Here is a 21,708-nt window from a genome sequence, read left to right as displayed (position 1 = left end):
ATCGCCGGCACCGCGCGGCAGCGGGTGAGGTCGCGGCTGACGACGACCAGGGTGCCGTCGCGGCCGCCGTGCTTGAGGGTGGCGAGTTTCACTTGAACATCTCCTTGTAGCTGCCATCGTGCATCCAGGCGGCATGCTTGGGGGCCTTCTTCGTCTGCGCCCACTCTTCCAGCATCGCCCACTTCACCTGGTCGAGGGCCTCGTACATCTTCGGCGAGGCGGTGTTGGCGGCGAGTTCGAGGCGGTGGCCGTTGGGGTCGTAGAAGTAGATCGACTGGAACAGGGCGTGGTCGGTGGGACCGACGACCTCGATGCCTTCGGCCTCGAGGCGGGCCTTGGCCGCCATCATCACTTCCACCGACTCGACCTGCAGCGCCAGGTGCTGGGTCCACACCGGGGTGTTCTGGTCGCGCCCCATCGGCGCGCAGGTGGGCAGCTCGAAGAAAGCGAGCACGTTGCCCATGCCGGCGTCGAGGAAGATGTGCATGTAGGGATCGGGCTCGCCGGTGGAAGGCACGGCGTCCTCGGCGATCGACAGCACCAGCTTCATGCCGAGATGCTTTTCGTACCAGCGCGCGGTCTCGAGCGCGTCCTTGCAGCGGTAGGCCACGTGGTGGATCTTTTTCACGATCGGGGTCATTGCAGTCTCCTCTGTCTGTAAAAACGTCCCCTCGGCAAGGGGGTTACGTTTATTGCCGCATAAGTCACAACGCCATTAAAGTCGAAACCGTTTTATCATTCAAACGACTTTTTCATATCGACTTATCGGATAAGCAAATGAATGTAACGCTGCGCCAGCTCCGCGCCTTCCTCGCCGTCACCCGGACCGGGAGCTTCACCCTCGCAGCCGAGAGCCTCTACATCACGCAGTCGGCCCTCAGCGGGCTGATCAAGGAACTGGAGCAGGTCCTGGGCGTTCGCTTGTTCGACCGCAGCACACGGCGGATCCAGCTATCGGAGGTCGGCCGCGGGATCTATCCGCACATCGAGAAGATCCTCGTCGACCTCGACGGTGCCCTCGACGAGGTTGCAAACATCAAGGCACTGAAACGGGGAGTGGTGCGCATCGCGGCCCCCCAGTTGATGGCCTGCACGCTGCTGCCGGACGTGATCGCTGCGTTCGCGCGCGACTGTCCGGACATCACCATCCGGCTCATCGACTGCGCGGTCGAGAGCGTGACCTCACGGGTCTTTTCCGGGGAGGTGGACCTCGGTGTCGGCCCCGAGCGGGACCCGAATTCCGACATCGACGCGGCGCTGCTCTTCGAGTTGCCCTTCCATGCGGTTTTTCACCGCGACCACCCGCTGGCGAACGCCGCGTCGGTGCGCTGGGCCGAGCTCGCCAGCTACCCGTTGATCACCCTGCAGGGCCAGTTCACCGAGCGCCTGTCGACCGATCTTCACAACGCGATGCGCGAGCTCGATCTCAACCCCAACGCAACCGTGACCTTCATGTCGACCGCACTGAGCATGGTTTCGGTCGGGCTCGGGGCGACGATCTGCATTCCCTATGCCGCTTCGCTCGTCCGCCTGTATGGCTTGAGGATGCGCCCGCTCGTTGCCCCGGAAGTGTTCCGCCGCTTCTATATCTTCACCCGCAACGGCCGCTCGCTCTCGCCTGCCGCCGCGGCGTTCCGCGATCATCTGTCACGGTACGTCGCAGAGCACGCCATCTTCTCCGCCGCGGATACGTAAAAAGCATGGATGCCGCGGCGGCGGAGCCGCACCCGGCGCATCCCGGCATCGCGACCGGACACCGCTTCCGCCCAAACAGTTGAGCATCGAACATTTTATTGTTGCTTTTTAAATGCATCTTCTGTTAGCCTTCAACCATCGATTCCGGGTTACCTGCTAGTTACCGACTGACTCATCCCTTGCCGCAAGGCGTGCACTCGATCGCCACAATCGACCGAGAATGCACTGTTTACAGGGCTCGAGCGGGTTTCCAGGCTTCGTTCCAACCCCATCCATTTGGCGCGATGTTTCGCGACAAAGCAGGGAAGCTGCACAGAACAGCCATAAAAGTTTCATCTTATATACATGTACTAGACTCTTGTGCCGCGAAAGGCCCTGCAAGAGTCCTCACCAGATAAGGAGCATGGAATGTCTTTCGTGGTCAAAAACAACATTACCTGGGTCGGCAAGCTCGATTGGGAGCTGCGTGAGTTTCACGGCGCGGAATACTCGACGCACAAAGGCTCGAGCTATAACAGCTACCTCGTGCGCGAGGAAAAAGTCGCACTGATCGATACCGTCTGGAGCCCCTACGCCCAGGAGTTCGTCGACAACCTCGAAAAGGAAATCGATCTCCACCGGATCGACTACATCATCGCCAACCACGCCGAGATCGACCACAGCGGTGCGCTGCCGGCATTGCTGGCGAGAATTCCCGACACCCCGATCTATTGCACCGAGAATGGCGTCAAATCGCTCAAAGGGCACTTCCACAAGGACTGGAACTTCCGCATCGTCAAGACCGGCGACACGCTCGACCTCGGCAACGGCAAGCAGCTGGTATTCGTCGAAGCGCCGATGCTGCACTGGCCGGACAGCATGCTGACGTATCTGAGCGGGGACGCGGTGCTGTTCAGCAACGACGCGTTCGGCCAGCACTACGCCAGCGAAAAGATGTACAACGACCTCGTGGACCAGGACGAGCTGCGCGCCGAGTGCCTGAAGTATTACGCCAACATCCTGACGCCGTTCAGCCCGCTGGTGACGGTAAAAATCAAGGAAGTGCTGTCGTTCAACCTGCCGCTCGACATGATCTGCCCGGCCCACGGCGTCATCTGGCGCGACAATCCGGCGCAGATCGTCGAGCAATACCTGGCGTGGGCCGACGATTACCAGGAAAACCAGATCACCCTGGTGTACGACACGATGTGGAACGGCACCCGCCACATGGCGGAAGCGATCACCCGCGGCATCCGCGCCGCCGACCCGGCGGTCGAAGTCAAGATGTTCAACCTCGCCCTTTCCGACAAGAACGACGTCCTGACCCAGGTGTTCAAGTCGAAAGGCGTGCTGATCGGCTCGCCCACCGTCAATAACGGCATGCTCCCGCAAGTGGCGGCGCTGCTCGAGGAAATGCGCGGGCTGCGCTTCCGCGGCAAATACGCCTCCCCGTTCGGCAGCCACGGCTGGAACGGCGGCGCCGTCGACCGCATCGGCGAGCGCCTCGAAGAGGCCGGCTTCAATGTCGCCAGCGGCATCAAGGCCCTGTGGAAGCCGACCGAGGACGCCCTCGCCGACTGCGTCGCCTTCGGCCAGCGCATCGCGCAGGAATGGCGCGGCGGCGCGGAGCCGGCGAATGTGATCGAGCGGACAGCGGCCGCGACGCAGCCGGCACCGGCACGCCCCGCCCCGAAAGCGGCCGCCGCAGCGGTCAGGAATACCCTTCCGGAGAGCGCGAACGCGATGCGCTGCCGGGTCTGCTGCTGGATCTACGACCCCGCGCAAGGCAGCCCGGCGCAAGGCATCGCCGCCGGCACCCCGTGGTCCGACATTCCCGACACCTTCCTCTGCCCGGAGTGCTTCCTCGGCAAATCCGTGTTCGAACCGCTGCACCGCATGCCCAACGGCGCCGGCGCCACCACCGCCGCGGCAGCGCAGTCCGCCCCCGTCGTCATCGTCGGCGGCGGCAGCGCAACCTACCAGCTGGTGCGCGCGTTCCGCGCCCTCGACCCGCACACGCCGGTGGTTGTCGTCACCGCCGACGACGGCGCCGACTATTCCAAACCGCAGCTGGTCCATGGCTTCAGCCGCAAGCTCGGCGCCGCCGACTTCGTCGAACGCACGGCGGCACAGCTGGCCCATGAGTTCGGCATCACGATCCGGACCCATACCCGGGTGGATGCGATCGACCGGCAGCGGAAAACGGTACGGATCGGAGATGAAACGCTGCCCTACCGCGATCTCGTCCTGGCCCTCGGCGCCAACCCCTGGATTCCTCCGCTCGAAGGCAACGCCACCGATCGGATGATCACCCTCAACAACCTCGCCGATTACGAAAACTACCTGCGCCACGTCAGCGCCGGAGAGCGCGTGCTGGTCATCGGCGCCGGCCTGGTCGGCACCGAGATCGCGCTGGATCTCGCCGAGGGCGGACAGCAGGTCTGGCTGACCGACTCCTCACCCCACTCGCTCGCCAAGCTGTTGCCCGAATTCGTCAGCCGCCACCTCGAAGCAACGCTGGCGCAGAAAGGTTGCCGCCTCCACCTCGGGCACCGCGTCACCGCCCTCGACTCGAGCGGCGGCGCAATGACCGCGCAGCTCTCGGACGGGACGACCGTCGAGATCGACACCGTCATCGCCGCCGCAGGCCTGCGTCCCCGCACGGCGCTTGCAGGCGCGGCCGGGCTCAGGATCAATCGGGGCATCCAGGTCGACTCGTATCTGAGAAGCAGCGCCGAGCACATCTACGCCCTGGGCGACTGCGCCGAAATCGAGGGGCTCGTGCTGCCCTTCATGCAACCGCTGGCGCTGTCCGCCCAGGCGCTCGCAAAAACGCTTGCCGGCGAGCCTACCCCGCTATGCCTGCCGGCAATGCCGACCGTCGTCAAAACGCCAGCCCTGCCGATCCAGGTCGGCGGCCGCACGGTCACGGACGGCCTGAACTGGACCGTCGAGGGCGATGAAAGCGGCCTCACCGGCAAGGCACACAACGGCGACGGCGAACTGGTCGGCTACGTCGTCACCGGAGTCCATCTGAGCAATGGCGCAGCCCTGCTGCAGCAACTGCCGGCACTGCTCTGAGCCGCGCCCGCCCCCCCGCCGATCCACCCGGCCGGCGCGGGGAGCGATGCGCCAAAGGCGGGGCCGGCGCGCCCTGCCTGCGGCATAAAGGTGCGTCCGAAATACACCTATTTCAGCGCCCGTGGTACGCTTGCGCGCGATTCCGGCTACCCGGCCCATGAGCCGAACCGCCAGGAGCGGAAACCGGGGCGACACCAGCCCCTGAGACATGCCGAGAGAGCGCGATGCAGCTGACCCGATACACCGACTACGCGTTTCGCACGCTGATTTTTCTCGGACTGCAGAAGCCGGCCGAACTCGTCACGATCTCCATCGTGTCGGAGCATTTCGACATCCCCCGCAACAACCTGGTCAAGATCGTGAACCACCTGGCGCGGCTGGGTTATGTCGAAACGATCCGCGGCAAGGGCGGCGGCATCCGCCTCAACCGCCCGGCAACCAAAATCAACCTGCGAAGCGTCGTCGAAGCCGTCGAGGAAACGCTGACCCCGATCAACTGCCACGAGCCGACCTGCCGGATCCTGCCGTCATGCCGGCTGAACCACATCATGCTCGAGGCGCAGGAAGCCTTCCTCGCCGTGCTCGGCAAATACACCCTCAGCGATCTGCAGCAAGAACCGCAGCGCCTCGAAAAGCTCCTCAGGTGGGTGCCGGCCTGAGCCCGGTGCCGCCGAGTCCAATGCCATTCAGGTAGCAGAGTCGGCATCGACGCGCTGGGCTGGGTGCAGGCGCGCGTGCCGCTGCGGCGGTCGAGGTCCGATCCGGCATGCCTTGGGACGAATCGATCGACTTGGCTTGGCGCGAAGGGCCATTGCTCAGTGCAGTTCGCCGGGCGGAGCACTCGTTCCCGGCGGCATCACCCCCGGAGCTTCGTCGGCAACGTACTCCTGGCGCTGGATCAGGGTCCGGGCCTGCAGGCGGTGGAGCGCGAGGTAGTCGTCACGCATTGCCACATCGCCCCCACTCGCCTCGAAGCGCCGGATCAGCCCGGCGATGTGCGCGAGCAGGGTGTCGAATTCGGCGCGCACGCGCTGCACCTCGGCGGGTGTCATCGGAAGTCGGGCGCGCCGGCGCGCAGCGCCTTGATCTGTTCGCACAACCGGCGGGCGCTGCGCACCGCTTCGGCCTCGGCAGAATCCAGCTGCAGCACCGGGCCGGGGTCGCCGGCGCCGGCACCGGCCATTGCCGCCACGGCCCCGGCGTGGCGCCGGAGCAGGCTGTCGAAGTTGAGACGGATGCGGAACAGCTCCAGATCGAGCACTTCTTGCTGCTGCTCGCAGCGGGCACGCTGGGCGGGATCGCGGGTAACGGCGAGGATCGAGCGCAGGGTGTTGTGCAGCAGCGTTTCCGCCGCTGCGAGCTGGGGCATCACCTCGTCGGTCAGGGTGCGCAGGGGGATCGTGTTATCGAAGGACATGGTCGATTTTCGGCAGGAGGTGGCGGAAATGCCCGCACTCCCGGCGCGGGCAAACCAGCGGGAAAGGCGGAAATCCGCGCTTCTTTTCCCGACCCCGTTCTCAAGCGTAGGTGTTGATCCGCGTGCCCTGCACGCCTTCAGTGGCCAGAGCAGGGGGCGGGGCGACGGCCTGCAGCAGCTGCAGCGTCACCGAGGACTGCGCATCCAGCGCTTTCTTCAGGATTGTGGCCTGTTTTTCGTGCTCGACATTCGCCTGCTGCATCTGCACGGCGACATTGACCAGGTTGCTGACTGCAACGTCCATGACAACTCCTTACGAGGTGAGGCGTTCGAGGATACATCACAAATGTCATCATTGCCGAAGGCTCGCCGGCACCTGGACTGAAAGCAAAGCACCGCAGCAAGGCGATGGCCAGCCCGAACGCCGGCACCGGACGATGGTACGCACACGCGACCAGGAAACGCCCTTCGACAGGCTCAGGGCGAACGGGAGTGGCGGTTCTCTCGGTTGGCTCTGTAACGCCATGGGGCTTTCTTCGCTCAGGGCGAACGACGTTGACTGGCGTCCGCGAAGGTCACGCCTGCGCCGCGGCTGCGGTTCCTTGGTCTGCGGCGCCGCGACGTCTATACTGCGTTTAAACACACGGAGCACCGACGCCATGACCGAAGCCATTCTTGCCATCAAGCACTGGGGCAACAGCCTCGGCGTGCGCCTGCCCGCCGCAGTGGCGCGAGAGGCTCATCTCGATGCCGATCAGCAGGTGCGGATCACCGTCGAAGAGGGCCGCGTGGTGATCACGCCCATCGTGCAGGAGAGTCTGAGTCTCGAACAGCGCCTTGCAGGCTTTGACCCGGCACGGCACGGCGGCGAGGCGATGGCCAGCCCGAGCGTCGGGGCCGAGCGCTGGTGAGCGCGCGCGGCAAGGCGCCGTGGGTGCCGGACCGCGGGGAGATCATCTGGATCGACTGCAACCCGCAGGCCGGCCGCGAGATGCGCGACCGCCATCCCTTTCTGGTGCTGTCGCCCCGCGCCTTCAATGACCGCACATCGCTGGTCATCGGCATGCCGATGACGACCGCGGAGTACAACGCCGACAATCCGTTCGCGGTTGCGGCCGGCTTAGCGGGCGGGCGACGCACCGGCAAGACCAGCTACGTGCTGTGCCACCAGCCGAAGTCCTTCGACTGGCGGATGCGGGATGCGGCGCCGCACCCGATGAAGCGGCTGCCGGATGCGCAGTTCCGCGAGGCGTGCGCGGTGCTGAACCAGATCGTTCAGCTCGCGTAAGGGCTGCGGCGGCATCAGTTTCTTGTGGAAGCCATCCGCTCAGCCTGGTGGCCGACCCCACCCCGACCCGTACCCCGACTGGATAAATCCGCCACCGTGGCCCGCGCCGTGTGCAGTTTCCGGTAGCTGTCGATCAGGCGCTGGTGCCGGTCGAGCCCTTCCAGTTTCATGCTCGTTGGGGTCAGGCCGAAGAAGCGCACGCTGCCGTTTACCGAGCCGATCACCGCGTCCATCCGCGGGTTGCCGAACATCCGGCGGAAATTGGCCTCGTAGTCGTCCAGTTCCAGGGCGTCGTCGAGCAGCACCTCCAGCACCGCATTCAGGGCCTGATAGAACAGTCCGCGCTCGAGCGTGTTCTCGTTGTATTGCAGGTAGGCTTCCACCCGCTCCTTCGCCGCTTCGAACTGCTGCAAGGCGAGATGGATCAGCAGCTTCAATTCCAGAATCGTCAGCTGGCCCCAGGCCGTGTTCTCGTCGAACTCGATGCCGATCAAGGTAATGATGTCGGTGTAGTCATCGAGTTCACTGTGTTCCAGCCGTTCGAGCAGCGCCTCCAGGCCGGCATCGTCCAGTCGATGCAGGTTCAGGATATCGGCACGGAACGACAAGGCCTTGTTGGTGTTGTCCCAGATCAAATCCTCCACCGGATAGATCTCCGAGTACCCCGGTACCAGGATGCGACAGGCGGTTGCGCCGAGCTGGTCATGCACGGCCACGTACACTTCCTTACCCAGGTCTTCGAGGATGCCGAACAGGGTTGCGGCTTCCTCGGCGTTGGTGTTTTCTCCCTGGCCGGAAAAGTCCCACTCGACGAAATCGAAATCGGCTTTGGCACTGAAGAAGCGCCACGACACCACGCCGCTGGAATCGATGAAATGCTCGACGAAGTTGTTCGGCTCGGTCACCGCGTTGCTTTCGAAGGTGGGCGGGGGCAGATCGTTGAGGCCTTCGAAGCTGCGCCCCTGCAGCAACTCGGTCAGGCTGCGTTCCAGCGCCACCTCCAGGCTGGGGTGCGCCCCGAACGAGGCGAACACACCGCCGGTGCGCGGGTTCATCAAGGTGACGCACATCACCGGATACGCCCCGCCCAGCGATGCATCCTTGACCAGCACCGGAAAGCCCTGCCGCTCCAGCTCTTCAATGCCGGCGACGATGCCGGGATATTTCGCCAGCACCTCGGGCGGCACGTCGGGCAGCGCGAGTTCGCCTTCGAGAATCTCGCGCTTGACCGCCCGCTCGAAGATTTCCGACAGGCATTGCACCTGCGCTTCGGCCAGCGTGTTGCCGGCACTCATGCCATTGCTGAGGAAGAGATTGTCGATCAGGTTGGTGGGGAAATACACCACCGCGCCGTCCGACTGGCGCACATAAGGCAGCGCGCAGATGCCGCGCTGCACATTGCCGGAATTGGTGTCGTACAGATGCGAGCCGCGCAACTCGCCCTCGGGGTTGTAGATCTGCAGGCAGTACGCGTCGAGAATCTCCGCCGGCAGCGCATCGTCGGGGCCGGGCTTGAACCAGCGCTCGTTCGGGTAATGCACGAACGCCGCGTCGGCGATGTCCTCCCCCCAGAACTGGTCGTTGTAGAAGTGGTTGCAATTGAGCCGCTCGATATATTCGCCCAAGGCCGACGCCAGCGCGCTTTCCTTGCTTGCACCCTTGCCGTTGGTGAAACACATCGGCGAGTGCGCATCGCGAATATGCAGCGACCACACGTTGGGCACGAGATTGCGCCACGAGGCGATCTCGATCTTGATGCCCAGGTCCGCCAGAACCCCCGACATGTTGGCGATGGTCTGCTCCAGCGGCAGGTCCTTGCCCGTAATAAAGGTGCTTGCTTCGGATTCCGGGTCCAGCGTCAGCAAGGCCTGGGCATCGGCATCCAGATTGTCCACCGCTTCGATCACGAACTCGGGCCCGGTCTGCACCACCCTTTTCACCGTACAGCGCTCGACCGAGCGCAGGATGCCCTGGCGGTCGGCGGCGGAGAGATCCTCCGGCAGCTCGACCTGGATCTTGAAGATCTGCTTGTAGCGGTTCTCCGGATCGACGATGTTGTTCTGCGACAGGCGGATGTTTTCGGTGGGAATATTGCGCGTTTCGCAGTAGAGCTTCACGAAGTAAGCCGCGCACAGTGCCGATGACGCCAGAAAGTAGTCGAACGGCCCCGGCGCCGAGCCGTCGCCCTTATAGCGGACAGGCTGGTCGGCCACCACCGTGAAGTCATCGAACTTCGCTTCAAGACGAAGCTTATCGAGAAAATTAACCTTGATTTCCATAGGGGAATCCTGAAATGGCGTTCAAACCGGGTTGGCCGCCATTGTCGCCGTTTTCTCGCGCTCCCGGGGCGTGGCCGCGGGAGCTTCATCGGCCGTAACGCCGACCTCAGGGACGCGTACCTCCGCCCCTGAGGTTGCGGGCGCTGGACGACTTCACGGCTTGATGTTCTGGTTCATGTGAAACACATTCTGCGGGTCGTACCGGCGCTTTATCTCCCTGAGCCGCTCGTAGTTTTCGCCATACGCCGCGGCGACGCGCTCGCCTTCGTCCTCCGTCATGAAGTTTACGTAGGCGCCACCGGATGCATAGGGTGCGGAGGCGCGGAAAAGGTCGTGCGCCCACCCGATGCACTCCGCATCCTGCGCGGAGTCGTCCCAGCGCGCGTGCACGTTCATGACGAACTTCGCGTCGCGCGCGAGATACGCCGTCGCGTTCCGCGCAACCCGGTTCGGCGCACCTGCGAGGTGGCCGATGAAGATCTCGCACTGCGGCGAGGGCAGTCTGCCCGCGTACTCGATCTTCGTGTCGAGGGCCGCGTCGCTCAGCTCAGTGAAGTTGTGGGATTTCCAGTAATTCCGCGCCCCGGGCGCGAGCAGCGGGTCGAACGCCTTCTGCCAGTCGACGTACGGCATCTCGCCGACATGCGCGCCGTGCGCCGCGCCAAGCACGTGCAGCGGTGCGGCCACCACTTCCGCTTGCGACACGTCGCCACAATACGCGAGCGCGACGACGACGACCTTCGTCCCGTGCACGTCGGCCGGAAGGAATGGCAACGGTGGCGCATGGCGCAGCACGATCCACGCCGTCAGCTCCTCCGGCGCACCCGCGACGAAATCGCGGTAGCGCGTCAGCACCTGTTTGGCCTGCGCAAACGGATAGACGATCAGGCCGGCGACGATGTTCGGGCCGAGCGGACTCGGTTCGAACTCGTAGCGCGTAACGACGCCAAAATTCCCGCCGCCGCCGCGCAGCGCCCAGAACAGGTCTGCATTCTCGCTCGCGCTCGCACACAGCTTCTCGCCGTCGGCGGTAATGACGTCTGCGGACCGCAGTGCGTCGATCGTCAGCCCGTACTTGCGCGTCAGCCAGCCGAAGCCGCCGCCGAGCGTAAGCCCCGAAATCCCGGTCGTCGAGTTGATGCCCACCGGCACGACGAGACCGTGGCGCTGCACAGCCGCGTCGAAGTCGGCGAGCGTCGCCCCGGGCTCGACGGCCGCGCTCCGGCGCGCCGCATCGACGCGGACCGCGCGCATCGCGGAAAAGTCGATGACGAGCCCGCCATCGGCAATCGAATTGCCCGCAATGTGATGCCCGCCGCCGCGGACCGAGATCGTCAGCCCGCGCCCGCGCGCAAATGCGATCGCTGGGGCGACGTCGTCCGCGCTCGCGCACTGCACGATCGCGGCGGGGTGCCGGTCGACCATTCCGTTCCAGACTTTCCGTAGTTCGTCGAATTCGGGGGCGTCCGGGAGCACCACCCGGCCGCTGACGGCGGCCGCGAGCGGCGCGGCCTGTTCCTTGGATAACGCATTCATCCGTATCTCCTCTGCCGGCGTCGGCAACAGTTGTGCGAAGCCGGCACGACTGGCGTGCGGCCGCCATCGAACGGAGGTTGCCGCGCGGGGGCGGAAGAAAAGGGATCCGGATCCGGGGGGTGCCCGTCGGGGCGACCGGGTTTGCGGGGCGCGAACGCGCGCGCCTCACGACCGCAGTCTAGGAAAATCTCTGCGGAAAATCACGACCGCCGACGCTGCGTTTTGGAGGAGAAGAACGCATCGCGCAGAACAAGCCCATCGCCGCTTCGCCAAAGGTGGCTGGCTCGACCTCTGACCGGCGCGGGAGATGTGAAAAAGGCGCTTATTTCTTCATGAAATCAGCGCCTTTCGGTATCTGGCGCGCCCGCGACGACGAGCATGGGCACTGGATCGAGCTTGTATCGCTCACCCCTCAAGCTACCAAGACCGACCTCCGTGATCACCGCCGAGCATAATTGGTCCCGACCACGCTGCACATCGTTTCGTTTTGACGCTAGAACGTACTGCCTGCGTAATCCCGGCTCCTTACTCAGAGTCGACGAGCTCATAGTTCGTGCTGCGACCACCTGCCGTCGATTTTTTCAGGACCCCGTGGGACAGCAGTTCGCTGATGTCGCGCAGCGCGGTATCCGAAGAGCACTTGGCGATCGCCGCCCACTTGCTGGTCGTGAGCTTACCCTCGAAGCCGTCGAGCAAGCGGTTGAGCAATTTGATCTGGCGCTCGTTCATCGGCACCCCGGCGAAGCGTTGCCAGAAACGGGCCTTGGCGAGGACGGCATCGAGGGTGACTTGCGCCTGATCGATCGCCCGATGCAAGGTCGCGAGGAACCATGCGAGCCATTCGGTGACGTCCAGGCTTCCTTTCTGGGTTCGTTCGAGAATCTCATAGTAGCTTTTGCGTTCGCGCTGAATTTGCGCCGACAGGCTATAGAAGCGCTGCGGCGTACCCTCGGCGCGGGCAAGAAGCAGATCCCCCAGCGCACGGGCAATGCGACCATTGCCGTCGTCAAAAGGATGAAGCGTGACGAACCACAGATGGCCCAGCCCGGCTCTGATGAGGGGTGGCTCGTTCGGCGCGCCGTTGATCCACGCGAGGAGACGCCGCATTTCGATGTCCAGGCTTGGCGCTGGCGGCGCTTCGAAATGAACGCGCTGGCGTCCGATCGGGCCTGACACCACCTGCATCGGACCATTGGCATCATCGCGCCAAGCACCGATCCTGATTCGGGCAAGGCCAGAATAACCGGTCGGAAACAACGCGGCGTGCCAGGAAAGCAAGCGCTGCGGCGTCATGTCCGCATGGCAGTTTGTAGTTGCGTCGAGGATCATCTCGACCACGCCTTCGACGTGTCGATCTACGGGCGCTAACGCACCGATGTCCACTCCAAGGCGGCGGGCAATCGACGAGCGCACCGACTCGACGTTGAGTTGCTCGCCCTCGATCTCGCTGGTCTTGACCACGTCCTCGGTGAGCGCGTTCAGGCTGGCCTGATCGCGCAGGGCGAGGCCTACGTCGGTAAGACGCCCCATCAGCATGCCTTGCGCCCGACCGACCTCGACCAGGGGACCGGTCAGCGCCGCGAGGTCGTAACGCCAATCGGGCCAGTCAGGCGCCTGCCAGATGTACTCATAATCACCGCTTTTCATGCGGCCATTATGGGCAGTTTTCGCCGCTTGGACAAATCATTCGCCGCAGAACATGCGGCGGATAAAGCGCGCCTTCGCCGCAAGGAAATCGCGCCAGTTGCTTTCGGGGAGGCAGGTCGTTTGGGGGGAGGTACCGCGCCGCAGGCTGCCTATCCCGTCAAAAAGTGAGGAGCTGCCGTGAATCTACTCAATCTGGACAAGAAAATGATTGGAAATGAGGAGATTGAGGGCTGCGCCTGCGCCTCATCCTCTCACGCCGCATTCCTGGCAGGCTTTGTGCCATCAGTCCAAGGAACATCGCGGATCAGATCAGAAATCTGTTTACGTGCCCTGTGCCCAGCGTCGTTGTTCCGCTCAAGTGAAAAAAGGCGCTGATTTCTCAATGAAATCAGCGCCTTTTCGATTCTGGCGCGCCCGAGACGATTCGAACGTCCGACCCCTGCCTTCGGAGTGCATGCAAACAAGGCGCCCCAGAAGAATATATTTTGGCCTAAATCGGCTTCATTCTTTGAAAATCATAGATATTGCGCCAACTAGAGCAGACGCGGAATCGGACGTAATGCCGCTTGAGCCCATGAAGCCCTGCGTTGATGTAATCTCTATGCGTGTCATTTAGTAACCACTTTTTGACTATTGGTGCGGATAGCGTCCGTCAAGGTGGTGTAAATTTCAGGGCCGGACTCCGGTTCGGTTGTCCAGGTTTACACGCCCAGTAGCAGTTGTGCGAAACGCTTTACCCGATGCTGCACTGCCTGCAAGCACGCCAGTAACACGCCGACAGTGTGATTACGCTTGTGCTATAAATTGAGTACGTAATTAGTAATCAAGGAGAGAAGTATGAGCCTACGCATCGGCATGCGCGAACTACGCGCCAAGCTCGCCGAATACCTGGAGTCGTCGACACCGATCGAGGTGACACGGCACGGCCAGACCATCGGCTTCTACATCCCCGTCCCCAAGCAACCGAACCAGTCCGAGCGGGCGGCATTGCTCGAGGCAGGACGGCGCATGCAGGAGGAGATGGCGCGCCTTGGGATCACCGAGGAAGAGTTGTCTGCCGATTTCAAGGTCTGGCGCAAGGCACAGGATGCAACATAAGCGACTGGTGATCGACGCCAACATCCTGATCCGCGCGGTCTTTGGAAAGCGCGTGCGGCAACTCATTGCTGAATCGAGCGAGCATGTGGCGTTTTATGTTGCCGAAGCCAACTTCGAGGAGGCTCAGCGCTACCTCGCGCAACTCGCTCCTGGCCGCGGCATCCCTGAGGCAGTGTGGCGTAACGCGCTCGATACGCTAATGGAGGCCGTGCAACTGATCGGAGCGGATGAGCTGACACTGGTCGAAGCCGAAGCGCGAGCACGCATTGCGCATCGAGATGCGCGCGACTGGCCTGGCCTGGCTGCCGCGCTTCTGATGGACTGTCCGATCTGGACCGAGGATCAGGATTTTTTTGGCACAGGCGTACCGACTTGGACGACGGCAACTGTCGAGCTCTATCTGGGCTCTGATTAGCGCCGACGGATCGCGACATACAGCAACGCTCCCTGCGCTCATGACGTCCAGCCGCCCAAACCGCCTCGCCCAACTGATGGCAAGCGCCGAGCGGATCGAGGTGCCTATCGCCAAGATCGAGGGCATTCATCCGGACGTGCCGGTCGAGTGCATCGACAGTTATCCGAAACGGGCGGATGACTACCTGCGCTTGACGGAAACGGCGGTGTGGATGCTTCTCCTCCAGCATCCCATCGGCATCGTAGTCAGCAGCCAAGCCAAGTCCAAAAGCAAGCCGTACTTCGTTGTCAGCGGCCTGGACACTTGGCGCGCCGTACTCGCGCACAGATTGCAGGTTCCCGCGCCAAAACCGCGTGGCCGCAAACCAAAACTCCCGCACGTGCCGAGCTTCGAAAGCGTCCCGGTCGTGAGCTACACGACAGCGGATAACGTCGAGGACGTCAAACTGCTCGCACACGCTGACTTTTGGCTCAAGCTCACGGCACTTATGCCCGATGCGGCGCTGCGCGACGCGGTGCTCGTTCGCGCCCAAGAACTCATTGGCCGGACCGTCCTATCCGAGACCACGCCCAACCTTATCTCTCTGCGCAGCTTGGCCGGCTTTCTCGGGCATCGCTCTCACGCCCGGCTGAGCCAACTGCGACAAAAATCACCACCGCCGGCGCCGTCCGCGTCAGCCCCCGTATCGACGCCTGAAACAACAGACGAGGAGCCCGATGAGCGCGCTGGCCCGTTTTCGTGAGGCGCTTGCGAACGCCCCTGAAGCCCTCGCGTTGCTGGCGTGGATCGAACCTCCACCCACATTGCAGGCACTTGACCTCGTCATCCGTGGTGTCCAGGTCCTACTGCCCGTATTAGGTCGTGTCAGTGGTGAGGACGACTCAATCACTGAGGCCTCGCTGTCGTTGTGCGCCGCCCTTAGCGCAGGCGTCGATGAAGTCGGCACCGTGCTGCCAAAACTTTCACAGCACGAAGACTGCGACAAGGTCATTGCCGACCCCAAGCGCCAATCCCCGTTTCAGGGCGTCATTGGCGAACACCCCCTATACGCCCTGATTGGCTCCCTGCCGACCACAGACGCTTCCTCTCCTGGCGTGCTCGCAGCCGTACTTGTCATCGTCGCGGCGAAGCAGATCCGCATCACAGGCCGTCCGGGTGCCGACTATAAGAGCAGCATCAAGAACGCCTGCGATGCAGCACGGCTCGCGCTTAACACTGCGGTCATCAATCAACTGCCGACGACTTTCAGTGACCTATCGGCTTATCGCAGCGCCCTTGATCATGAAAGCATTAGCCTTGTAGGGAAAAACAGTGAGCTACGCCACGTCGAGGCGGTCGAGCGCCTGTTGCGATTCCTGCTTCGCAAGACTGGAGGAACCCGTCGTGGCGGGGCCATTACCCGCGAAGACACCCTATCCACAGACGATACGGGATACCGGCCTCTGCGCATCGAGCGCGTCAGCGCGCGGACAACACAATCGATGCGTGCTGAGGCGCGCCAGACGGGGCTTGCTGCCGACGAACTGGCCGAGGATCATGAATTCGTCTCGGTACTCGAACCCGATGCCGACGAGCAGGAAGATGGAGATGTTGAAGCTGAAGAGGCACGACGCTCGACACCCCCGCTGGCGTCACAAGTCCTGCTGCGCCAGAGCCTGATCTCTCAGATCGAGCGTGCCAACCAGTTTCTGCCCACGGATCCGTCCCGACTATCGACTGCAGAAGTTGCGCTCTTCCTGCACGAACTGCGCTTTCAGCTACGCGAAGTTGCGTCGAAAGCCCAACCGGGCACCGGGTACGGCCCCCCGCATCAACTCGCTGTTGAAACCATCATCGGGTTGGCGGTCTGCTTTTGGGCTGGCGTTGTGCCCGCCCACGCCGTCCGTCTACGACTGTACGCCGACGCCGACAGTCTGCCGATTCACTTCCCGTCAAAATCACTCGCCTTCACGATGAAGGAGGGATTTCTTGTCCTGCCGGCCGCGCGACCAAAAGCGTCCCCGTCGTATAAGAAAGCCGATTTTGCCTTGGCGCAGCCCACGTACGATCGTGTTCATCTTCCGCTCGGCCCCTTACTCAGGCCCTACCTAAGGAGGCTTTCGGCTACGCGCCGACTGCGTACGCACGATAAGCCCGATGGTCTCATGGGCACGGACGCCTTCGAGTCGGATTCGACACGGCTGGTCCAGACGATGAAAGATCAGATCCACGTCATTGCGCAAGAAACGCAGTCACGGCTGACGCCGACACGTATCGCGCGCACCCTGTTTTCTCGGCTAGCCGATATGTCGGGCGACCTCGCTTATGCAAGCCTGGTCGCATCGACAACACACCGTCTGTCCGACACACAACTACACTATTTCACTGCGTCGCATACCGAGATTGCGGCGCAGTTCGTGCGCTGCGTACATGCGCTGATGGACGATGTCATCAATGAACTGAAGGCCGCAGGCGCTCCGATCAATGTGCCGCCCCATCCTGAGGCGCTTCAAAAAAAGAACATCCACATCGGCAGCCCGATCTGCCCCAAACGGTCAACAGTCTTGCACCTTGCCAACGCGCTCGAAGCAGCGTTTGAGTGCGCACGCGGTGAGGTGCTGAAACCCGACTACCGCATCCGGCTCCACAACGCGTTCGCGCAATACGTGCACTTCATGCTGCGCTTTGCGACTGGCCTACGCGATGTCGGCGAGCCGCTTCCAGCCTGGGATCGCATCAATCGAGCACGTGGCGTCATCCTCCTCTCCGACAAGGATGATGTCGCGAGCTACTCGTCGCGTCTGCTACCTCTACCTGATTTGGTGCTCGAGCAACTCGAACATTGGGCACGCCATCTGATCGCACTGGAAGGTCATCTCGCTGTCGAGCACGTCATCGATGGCAAGCAGAAGCAGCAACGTGACGGCCTGCTGTTCTATCTCGTACGCAGCAAAGGCCGTGTTCGCCCCGCGCGCTCGAACGATCCGGATATCCGCACGCAACTTGAGCGCACAGCACCCGAATTTCGCCTGCCGCATAACTGCAACCGGCATTACCTACGCTCATTACTCGTCGAACTCGGCTGTCCTGCCGAGTTGATCGATGCGCTCATGGGGCACTGGGTGCGAGGCCGTGAGCCCTGGGGGCGGTTCTCGACGCTGGCGCCCACGGTGCTCGTCGAGCGGTTGCGGCCTTTTGTCGAGCGGGCGCTGCAGACGACAGGCTTCAAGCTTGTGCGAGGATTTGCATGAGTACGGCTCCCTGGGCGGGGTTTCAGCCCATGGCAAGCGCGGTCAAATCCACCGCGAAGGATGTCAAGCGGCGTCGGGAGGCGGCGGAAGAACGGCGCTACGACGTCGAGTGCTGGGTCATCGACTATCTGCGCAACAACGACCTGCAGTCCTGGCTCGAGGGCACGGTGGGGCTCGTCATCCCGGATGAGACGGTCCGCGGGGTCGAAGCTGCGATCCATGAAGAGTTCGCGGGCGACCCGCGCCGCTGGGCGATCAACTTCCTTGTGCGTGGGCTCGAACGCGGACGCAAGGCGTTGAGCTGGCAGGTTCGCCCCCCCGGGCGCATCGTCAAGCTGAGACTGCCCAGCTCCGCGCTCAACCCGGAGCGATTCCGCGAACTCTCCGAGGCGGATAGGCTGCAGACGACATTCGTCGAGCGCTGGCGAACCCACGGCCCCGAGCGGCCCACCGTGCAAGCGGGCGATGTGCTGTTTGCCGCCATCGCCTACAGCGCGATCGTCGCCCCACAGCGACTCATCGGCTTTTGCCAGCATGCGCACACGCACCTGAACCGATTTGAGCAAACCAGTTGGGTGGAGTGGCCAAACGGCACCAGCCGCTGGGATCGGGCGTTGCTCGATCCGATCACCGAGGCCCTGCTGCTGCGTTGGCGCAGCGAGCGGGGCGTCACGCCGCTGCTTGATGGCGCCGTTGTGGCGACCGCCATCTGGCAAGCCATCAACGCGGTGCTGCAGTTAAGGCAGCAGAACATTCGCTCGTTACGCGCGCTGCTCGCACCCTTTCAAAGCTTCTGGGCCTTTGAACTACCGCCTGTGATTCATCGCTGGGCGCTCGGTCAGCAGGCCTCGGCGGTGCTCCCTCCTACAGCCTTTTTCCGGGTGCTGTCCCGCCAACGGTTACGGGCTCCCCTCCCCCTCGTCGAGACGCGCGCTGCCGCGGAGAACGACAATGCAGGGAGCGACCCCATGCAGGACACCCAACCCCCTTCTTCAGTTGATGTCCGGGTGTCAGGTCAGGCGTGGATCCAGAAGCTGCGTGCTGTCGTTCCGCGACGGCAAAAACCCGCCCCCACTGTGCCAAAGGTCAGCCAGGCCTTGAAGGACTTCATCGCCAGCGTTCCAGCCGGCTCTCTCCCTGCCCTGCTCGCGCAGTGGATCCTGCGCGACATCCAGCCCAAGCGCAGTGGGGGTCGGAAATTGCGTATCAGCAGCGCATTCACGCTCTTGAGCCGGATCGATCGGCGCCTGTCCTTGTTCCTCGCCGACGCATCACCGCTGAGTCTGATCGAACCCTGGGACGACATCCTGCTCGAGCTTGCCGGAAGCGTGCGCCCGAGCAACCGCAGTCCGGTGGTCAGCGCGCTGCGCTCCTTTCATCGCTATCTGGAAGACACGCATGGTTTCCCCCCGCTCGATGTCGATCTGGGCGACGGCGCCGAATCGAGTGTGGACGCAAATCTCATCAGTGAAGAAGAGTTCTTGCTGATCCGGCAAGTGCTCGATCGCCATGATCGCAGCCACCCGGATGCGCCGACGCAGATTGCCGCCATCCTTGCCCGGCGCGGCTGTCTGCGCCGCAGCGAGACGCACGGGCTGCGCATACGCGACATCATCGGACATGACCGTCTGACGCTGCTGGTCATGCCGCATCGCAAACGTGCCCTCAAGCGGGGCGCAAGCCGGCGGGCAATCGACTTGAGCGCGCTGTGCACAGAGGAAGAGTCTGCGCTGATTCGAGGTTTTGTCGCGCTGAAACGCGCAGGCACGACCGGACCGGGCGACCCGCTGCAAGACAGCCCCCTCTTCGAGGACCCGGACAACCCCGGCTGGCCGGTGTCGGAGCGCAGGCTCTTTCACCCCATCGAGGCGGCCATGCGCGCCGTCACGGGTGATGCCAGCTTACGGTTTCATCATTTGCGCCACTCGGGGATCAATCTCTATGGCCTGAAGATCTTCGAGGACCTCCTCCCGGAGGTCCCGAGGGTGCTAGAGATGTCCGACTCGGCGCCGACTCACACCCCGGCACCGGCACTGCTCGACGCCCTGGTCGGCCCCACTCATCCGATACGCCCCCGACTCTGGAGCGTGGCGGCGGTTGCCGGCCATGCGACGCCGGAAACCACGCTTGAGAGCTACTTTCACCTGTGCGACTGGGCGCTGTATCGCTTTGCCTTACGCTCCCTCCCGCCCTTGGAGGATGCGTTGGCCGCCGCCCTGGCAGACATGAGCGTCTCGCACCTGCGTGTGCTGCGCCACCGCCACGGCCCTGAACGCGCGCAGTTGTCGGCGCTGTTGTGGGCGCGCCTTCCGCCGGAGCAGGCTGCCCTGCCGACACTGGCGCAATTCGAACCGCTCAGGGCGCTCGATTGGACGCCTCCCGAGACGGCCGACGACGCCCCGCCGGCGGAACTGGCACGTCCCGCCCCCTGCCTGCTGCTCGACGCATTGCGGCGAAACAAGCCAGAGACCGCGTTGGGCGCCCCCCAGGACGCTGACAAATATCGAATGCGGATGCTCCGTGCCGCCCAGGCCCCGAAGCGTTTCTCGGAGGAGGCCCGGAGCACCGTGAGCATCGGTCGTGTGCGTATCGATCGATCCTGGCCACTGCCCGGTCTTCCGCCCGCCACGGCTGAGCGCATTCAGGGCGACAGCCTTGGCCTCGCGCTCTCGAAGCTCGGTGTGCGCTACCCACGCTTACTTGCAAAGTGGGTCAGTCTCTATGCTAAGTATCGCTACCCACGGGCGCACGCGATGCGCTTGCTGCACCCCTCCCAAGCGGCCTGGTGGCTTCGCGTGCTACTGCGCGCAAGCGCTGGGGCGAACGCAAATCTGAATTCGAAAGACGAACACTTTCTGCAGATCATGGCCCAGCATTCGCCGGCCAAGCGCTCACGCCAGAGCCCCAGTGCGCAGCGCGCACACTGGCAGGCCGTTATGCCAGACGAGATCCTGTGGGCACCCATTCAGAATGGGGAAGCATCGGCCAGCACTGGCACACCGCCTTACGGCACACTGAACGTCTGGATCCGCCCCCCCCGTAGCGCCGATGCCGGCAGTCGCCAGAGCTGGAGCAGACGCGGGGGATCGGCGCTGGAACTAGCCGCCTACTACTTGCTCCTCACGCTTGATTGACCGTTACGACGTTGGTCTGCGTCCTCTCAGTCGTCGTTTCCAAGGTTCGACCAGAGGCTGCGTACGCCAGGCCTGCTCAGGCCAGGGCTTCCGCACCTTCATGTCAAAACTCAAGCAACTCGGCACGAAATGCGTCCGAACTAGATAGTGTCGTCACAAGACCCGAGCCCAGATGGCGATGCAGCGGATCTGGGCGGCCGCCAGGAATGAATCGGCATTCTTGGCATATCGGGTGGCAATCCCGCGCCAGCGCTTGAGTTGCAGGAAAACGTTTTCGACCAGATGCCGATGGCGGTACAACGCCACATCATAGGCACGGGGCGTCTTGCGGTTCTTGCGCGGTGGAAGCACCCCCTGCATGCCTTGCTGGGTGGCTTGCTCCACAAGGGCGTCGCTGTCATAGCCCCGATCGGCCAGCAGATGTTCTGCACTCAAGCCCTCGATCAAGGCTGCGGCCTGGGTACAATCGGCCGTCGTGCCATCAGTGAGCAGGATGCGCACCGGCATGCCATGGGCGTCCACGGCCAGATGCAGCTTGCTGTTCAGCCCCCTTTTGTGACCCCCATAGCCTGATTGCCACCGCGAGCACCCGCAGCATGCGGATGGACCTTGGCATGGGTGGCATCGATCATCAGCCATTCAAAGTCCGGCTCGGTGACCAGCGCTTCGAGCAGCTGCGCCCACACGCCCTTGTCCCGCCAGCGGCAAAAACGGCGGTGCGTATTCTTCCAGTTGCCATAGTCCGGGGGCAGATCACGCCACGGGGCGCCGGTACGCAGAATCCAGAACACTGCGTTGATCCTAAATCCGGCAGTTACCCCAGCCCATCTGCATGATCAGCCAGCAAACGGAGGGGGTTCGGTGGCCCGATGGCTGCCAGCGTGCGCTTGAGCTGCTCACAGCAGCGCA

The 21,708-nt window shown here is 63.3% G+C and carries 18 protein-coding genes and 1 pseudogene; 10 read left to right on the top strand and 9 right to left on the bottom strand.

The window, feature by feature from the left end; all coding sequences use genetic code 11:
- Both MXC99_RS01760 and MXC99_RS01755 read right to left on the bottom strand, forming a co-directional pair.
- Positions 1 to 92, bottom strand: a 92-nt coding sequence (locus MXC99_RS01760; RefSeq protein ID WP_247723906.1) for a hypothetical protein, incomplete at its 3' end; no start/stop codon positions are given.
- Positions 89 to 640, bottom strand: coding sequence for a VOC family protein (locus MXC99_RS01755; RefSeq protein WP_247723904.1), 552 nt, complete (start codon positions 638 to 640; stop codon positions 89 to 91). The genes MXC99_RS01755 and MXC99_RS01760, both read right to left, overlap by 4 nt.
- A gap of 137 nt (positions 641 to 777) precedes the next feature.
- Here MXC99_RS01755 and MXC99_RS01750 point away from each other — a divergent pair, with 137 nt between their 5' ends.
- The 3 genes from MXC99_RS01750 to MXC99_RS01735 all read left to right on the top strand — a co-directional run bounded on the left by MXC99_RS01750 (position 778) and on the right by MXC99_RS01735 (position 5,414).
- The gene (locus MXC99_RS01750; RefSeq protein ID WP_247723903.1) at positions 778 to 1,695 is read left to right on the top strand and encodes a LysR family transcriptional regulator; all 918 of its coding nucleotides are present in this window, start codon (positions 778 to 780) and stop codon (positions 1,693 to 1,695) included.
- A 408-nt stretch (positions 1,696 to 2,103) separates the two neighbouring features.
- A complete protein-coding gene (gene norV / locus MXC99_RS16895; protein ID WP_282100117.1) occupies positions 2,104 to 4,755 on the top strand; it encodes an anaerobic nitric oxide reductase flavorubredoxin in 2,652 nt (883 codons plus the stop codon).
- A gap of 224 nt (positions 4,756 to 4,979) precedes the next feature.
- Positions 4,980 to 5,414 (top strand): Rrf2 family transcriptional regulator, encoded by a 435-nt coding sequence (locus tag MXC99_RS01735; protein ID WP_247723902.1) that lies wholly within the window; start codon positions 4,980 to 4,982, stop codon positions 5,412 to 5,414.
- A gap of 156 nt (positions 5,415 to 5,570) precedes the next feature.
- Here the strand turns inward: MXC99_RS01735 and MXC99_RS01730 are convergent, their stop codons facing one another.
- The 3 genes from MXC99_RS01730 to MXC99_RS01720 form a co-directional block, all read right to left on the bottom strand.
- Positions 5,571 to 5,807, bottom strand: a complete 237-nt coding sequence (locus MXC99_RS01730) for a hypothetical protein (RefSeq protein ID WP_247723901.1) — start codon at positions 5,805 to 5,807, stop codon at positions 5,571 to 5,573.
- Positions 5,804 to 6,172 (bottom strand): hypothetical protein, encoded by a 369-nt coding sequence (locus MXC99_RS01725; protein ID WP_247723900.1) that lies wholly within the window; start codon positions 6,170 to 6,172, stop codon positions 5,804 to 5,806. Before MXC99_RS01725 ends, MXC99_RS01730 begins: the two co-directional genes overlap by 4 nt.
- Before the next feature lie 100 nt (positions 6,173 to 6,272).
- On the bottom strand, positions 6,273 to 6,476 hold the full coding sequence (locus MXC99_RS01720; RefSeq protein ID WP_107219631.1) for a YjfB family protein: 204 nt from the start codon (positions 6,474 to 6,476) through the stop codon (positions 6,273 to 6,275).
- Between the two features lie 355 nt (positions 6,477 to 6,831).
- On the opposite strand from MXC99_RS01720, the gene MXC99_RS01715 reads away from it, so the two are divergent.
- Together MXC99_RS01715 and MXC99_RS01710 are read left to right on the top strand one after the other, a co-directional pair.
- Positions 6,832 to 7,083: an AbrB/MazE/SpoVT family DNA-binding domain-containing protein gene (locus MXC99_RS01715; protein WP_107219623.1), complete on the top strand. Its 252-nt coding sequence runs from the start codon at positions 6,832 to 6,834 to the stop codon at positions 7,081 to 7,083.
- A complete protein-coding gene (locus MXC99_RS01710; RefSeq protein ID WP_247723899.1) occupies positions 7,080 to 7,460 on the top strand; it encodes a type II toxin-antitoxin system PemK/MazF family toxin in 381 nt (126 codons plus the stop codon). The genes MXC99_RS01715 and MXC99_RS01710 overlap by 4 nt, the downstream gene beginning before the upstream one ends.
- 14 nt (positions 7,461 to 7,474) lie before the next feature.
- Here MXC99_RS01710 and MXC99_RS01705 read toward each other — a convergent pair whose 3' ends face one another.
- The 3 genes from MXC99_RS01705 to MXC99_RS01695 form a co-directional block, all read right to left on the bottom strand.
- Positions 7,475 to 9,739, bottom strand: coding sequence for an OsmC domain/YcaO domain-containing protein (locus tag MXC99_RS01705; protein ID WP_247723898.1), 2,265 nt, complete (start codon positions 9,737 to 9,739; stop codon positions 7,475 to 7,477).
- Between the two features lie 153 nt (positions 9,740 to 9,892).
- Entirely contained in the window at positions 9,893 to 11,275 is a 1,383-nt protein-coding gene (locus MXC99_RS01700; protein WP_247723897.1) for an FAD-binding oxidoreductase, read from the bottom strand.
- A gap of 525 nt (positions 11,276 to 11,800) precedes the next feature.
- Positions 11,801 to 12,922, bottom strand: a complete 1,122-nt coding sequence (locus MXC99_RS01695) for a Fic family protein (RefSeq protein ID WP_247723896.1) — start codon at positions 12,920 to 12,922, stop codon at positions 11,801 to 11,803.
- An 837-nt stretch (positions 12,923 to 13,759) separates the two neighbouring features.
- Here MXC99_RS01695 and MXC99_RS01690 point away from each other — a divergent pair.
- Genes MXC99_RS01690 through MXC99_RS01670 form a run of 5 tightly spaced genes read left to right on the top strand, consistent with a single transcriptional unit; the run spans position 13,760 to position 20,799 of the window.
- Positions 13,760 to 14,020, top strand: coding sequence for a prevent-host-death protein (locus MXC99_RS01690; protein WP_247723895.1), 261 nt, complete (start codon positions 13,760 to 13,762; stop codon positions 14,018 to 14,020).
- Between the two features lie 7 nt (positions 14,021 to 14,027).
- The gene (locus MXC99_RS01685) at positions 14,028 to 14,435 is read left to right on the top strand and encodes a PIN domain-containing protein (protein WP_247723894.1); all 408 of its coding nucleotides are present in this window, start codon (positions 14,028 to 14,030) and stop codon (positions 14,433 to 14,435) included.
- A 40-nt stretch (positions 14,436 to 14,475) separates the two neighbouring features.
- A complete protein-coding gene (locus MXC99_RS01680) occupies positions 14,476 to 15,177 on the top strand; it encodes a hypothetical protein (protein ID WP_247723893.1) in 702 nt (233 codons plus the stop codon).
- Positions 15,152 to 17,665, top strand: coding sequence for a hypothetical protein (locus MXC99_RS01675; protein ID WP_247723892.1), 2,514 nt, complete (start codon positions 15,152 to 15,154; stop codon positions 17,663 to 17,665). The genes MXC99_RS01680 and MXC99_RS01675 overlap by 26 nt, the downstream gene beginning before the upstream one ends.
- Positions 17,662 to 20,799: a hypothetical protein gene (locus MXC99_RS01670; protein WP_247723891.1), complete on the top strand. Its 3,138-nt coding sequence runs from the start codon at positions 17,662 to 17,664 to the stop codon at positions 20,797 to 20,799. The genes MXC99_RS01675 and MXC99_RS01670 overlap by 4 nt, the downstream gene beginning before the upstream one ends.
- A gap of 153 nt (positions 20,800 to 20,952) precedes the next feature.
- Here the strand turns inward: MXC99_RS01670 and MXC99_RS01665 are convergent.
- Positions 20,953 to 21,602 (bottom strand): annotated as a pseudogene (locus tag MXC99_RS01665) (IS5 family transposase); the annotation flags it as partial.
- Positions 21,603 to 21,708: the final 106 nt, after the last annotated feature.

The organism is Thauera aromatica, from assembly GCF_023093595.1.
Taxonomy (GTDB): Bacteria; Pseudomonadota; Gammaproteobacteria; order Burkholderiales; family Rhodocyclaceae; genus Thauera; species Thauera aromatica_A.
The sequence above is the reverse complement of the archived record's forward strand: the minus strand, read 5'-3'. Positions and strand labels throughout refer to the sequence as shown.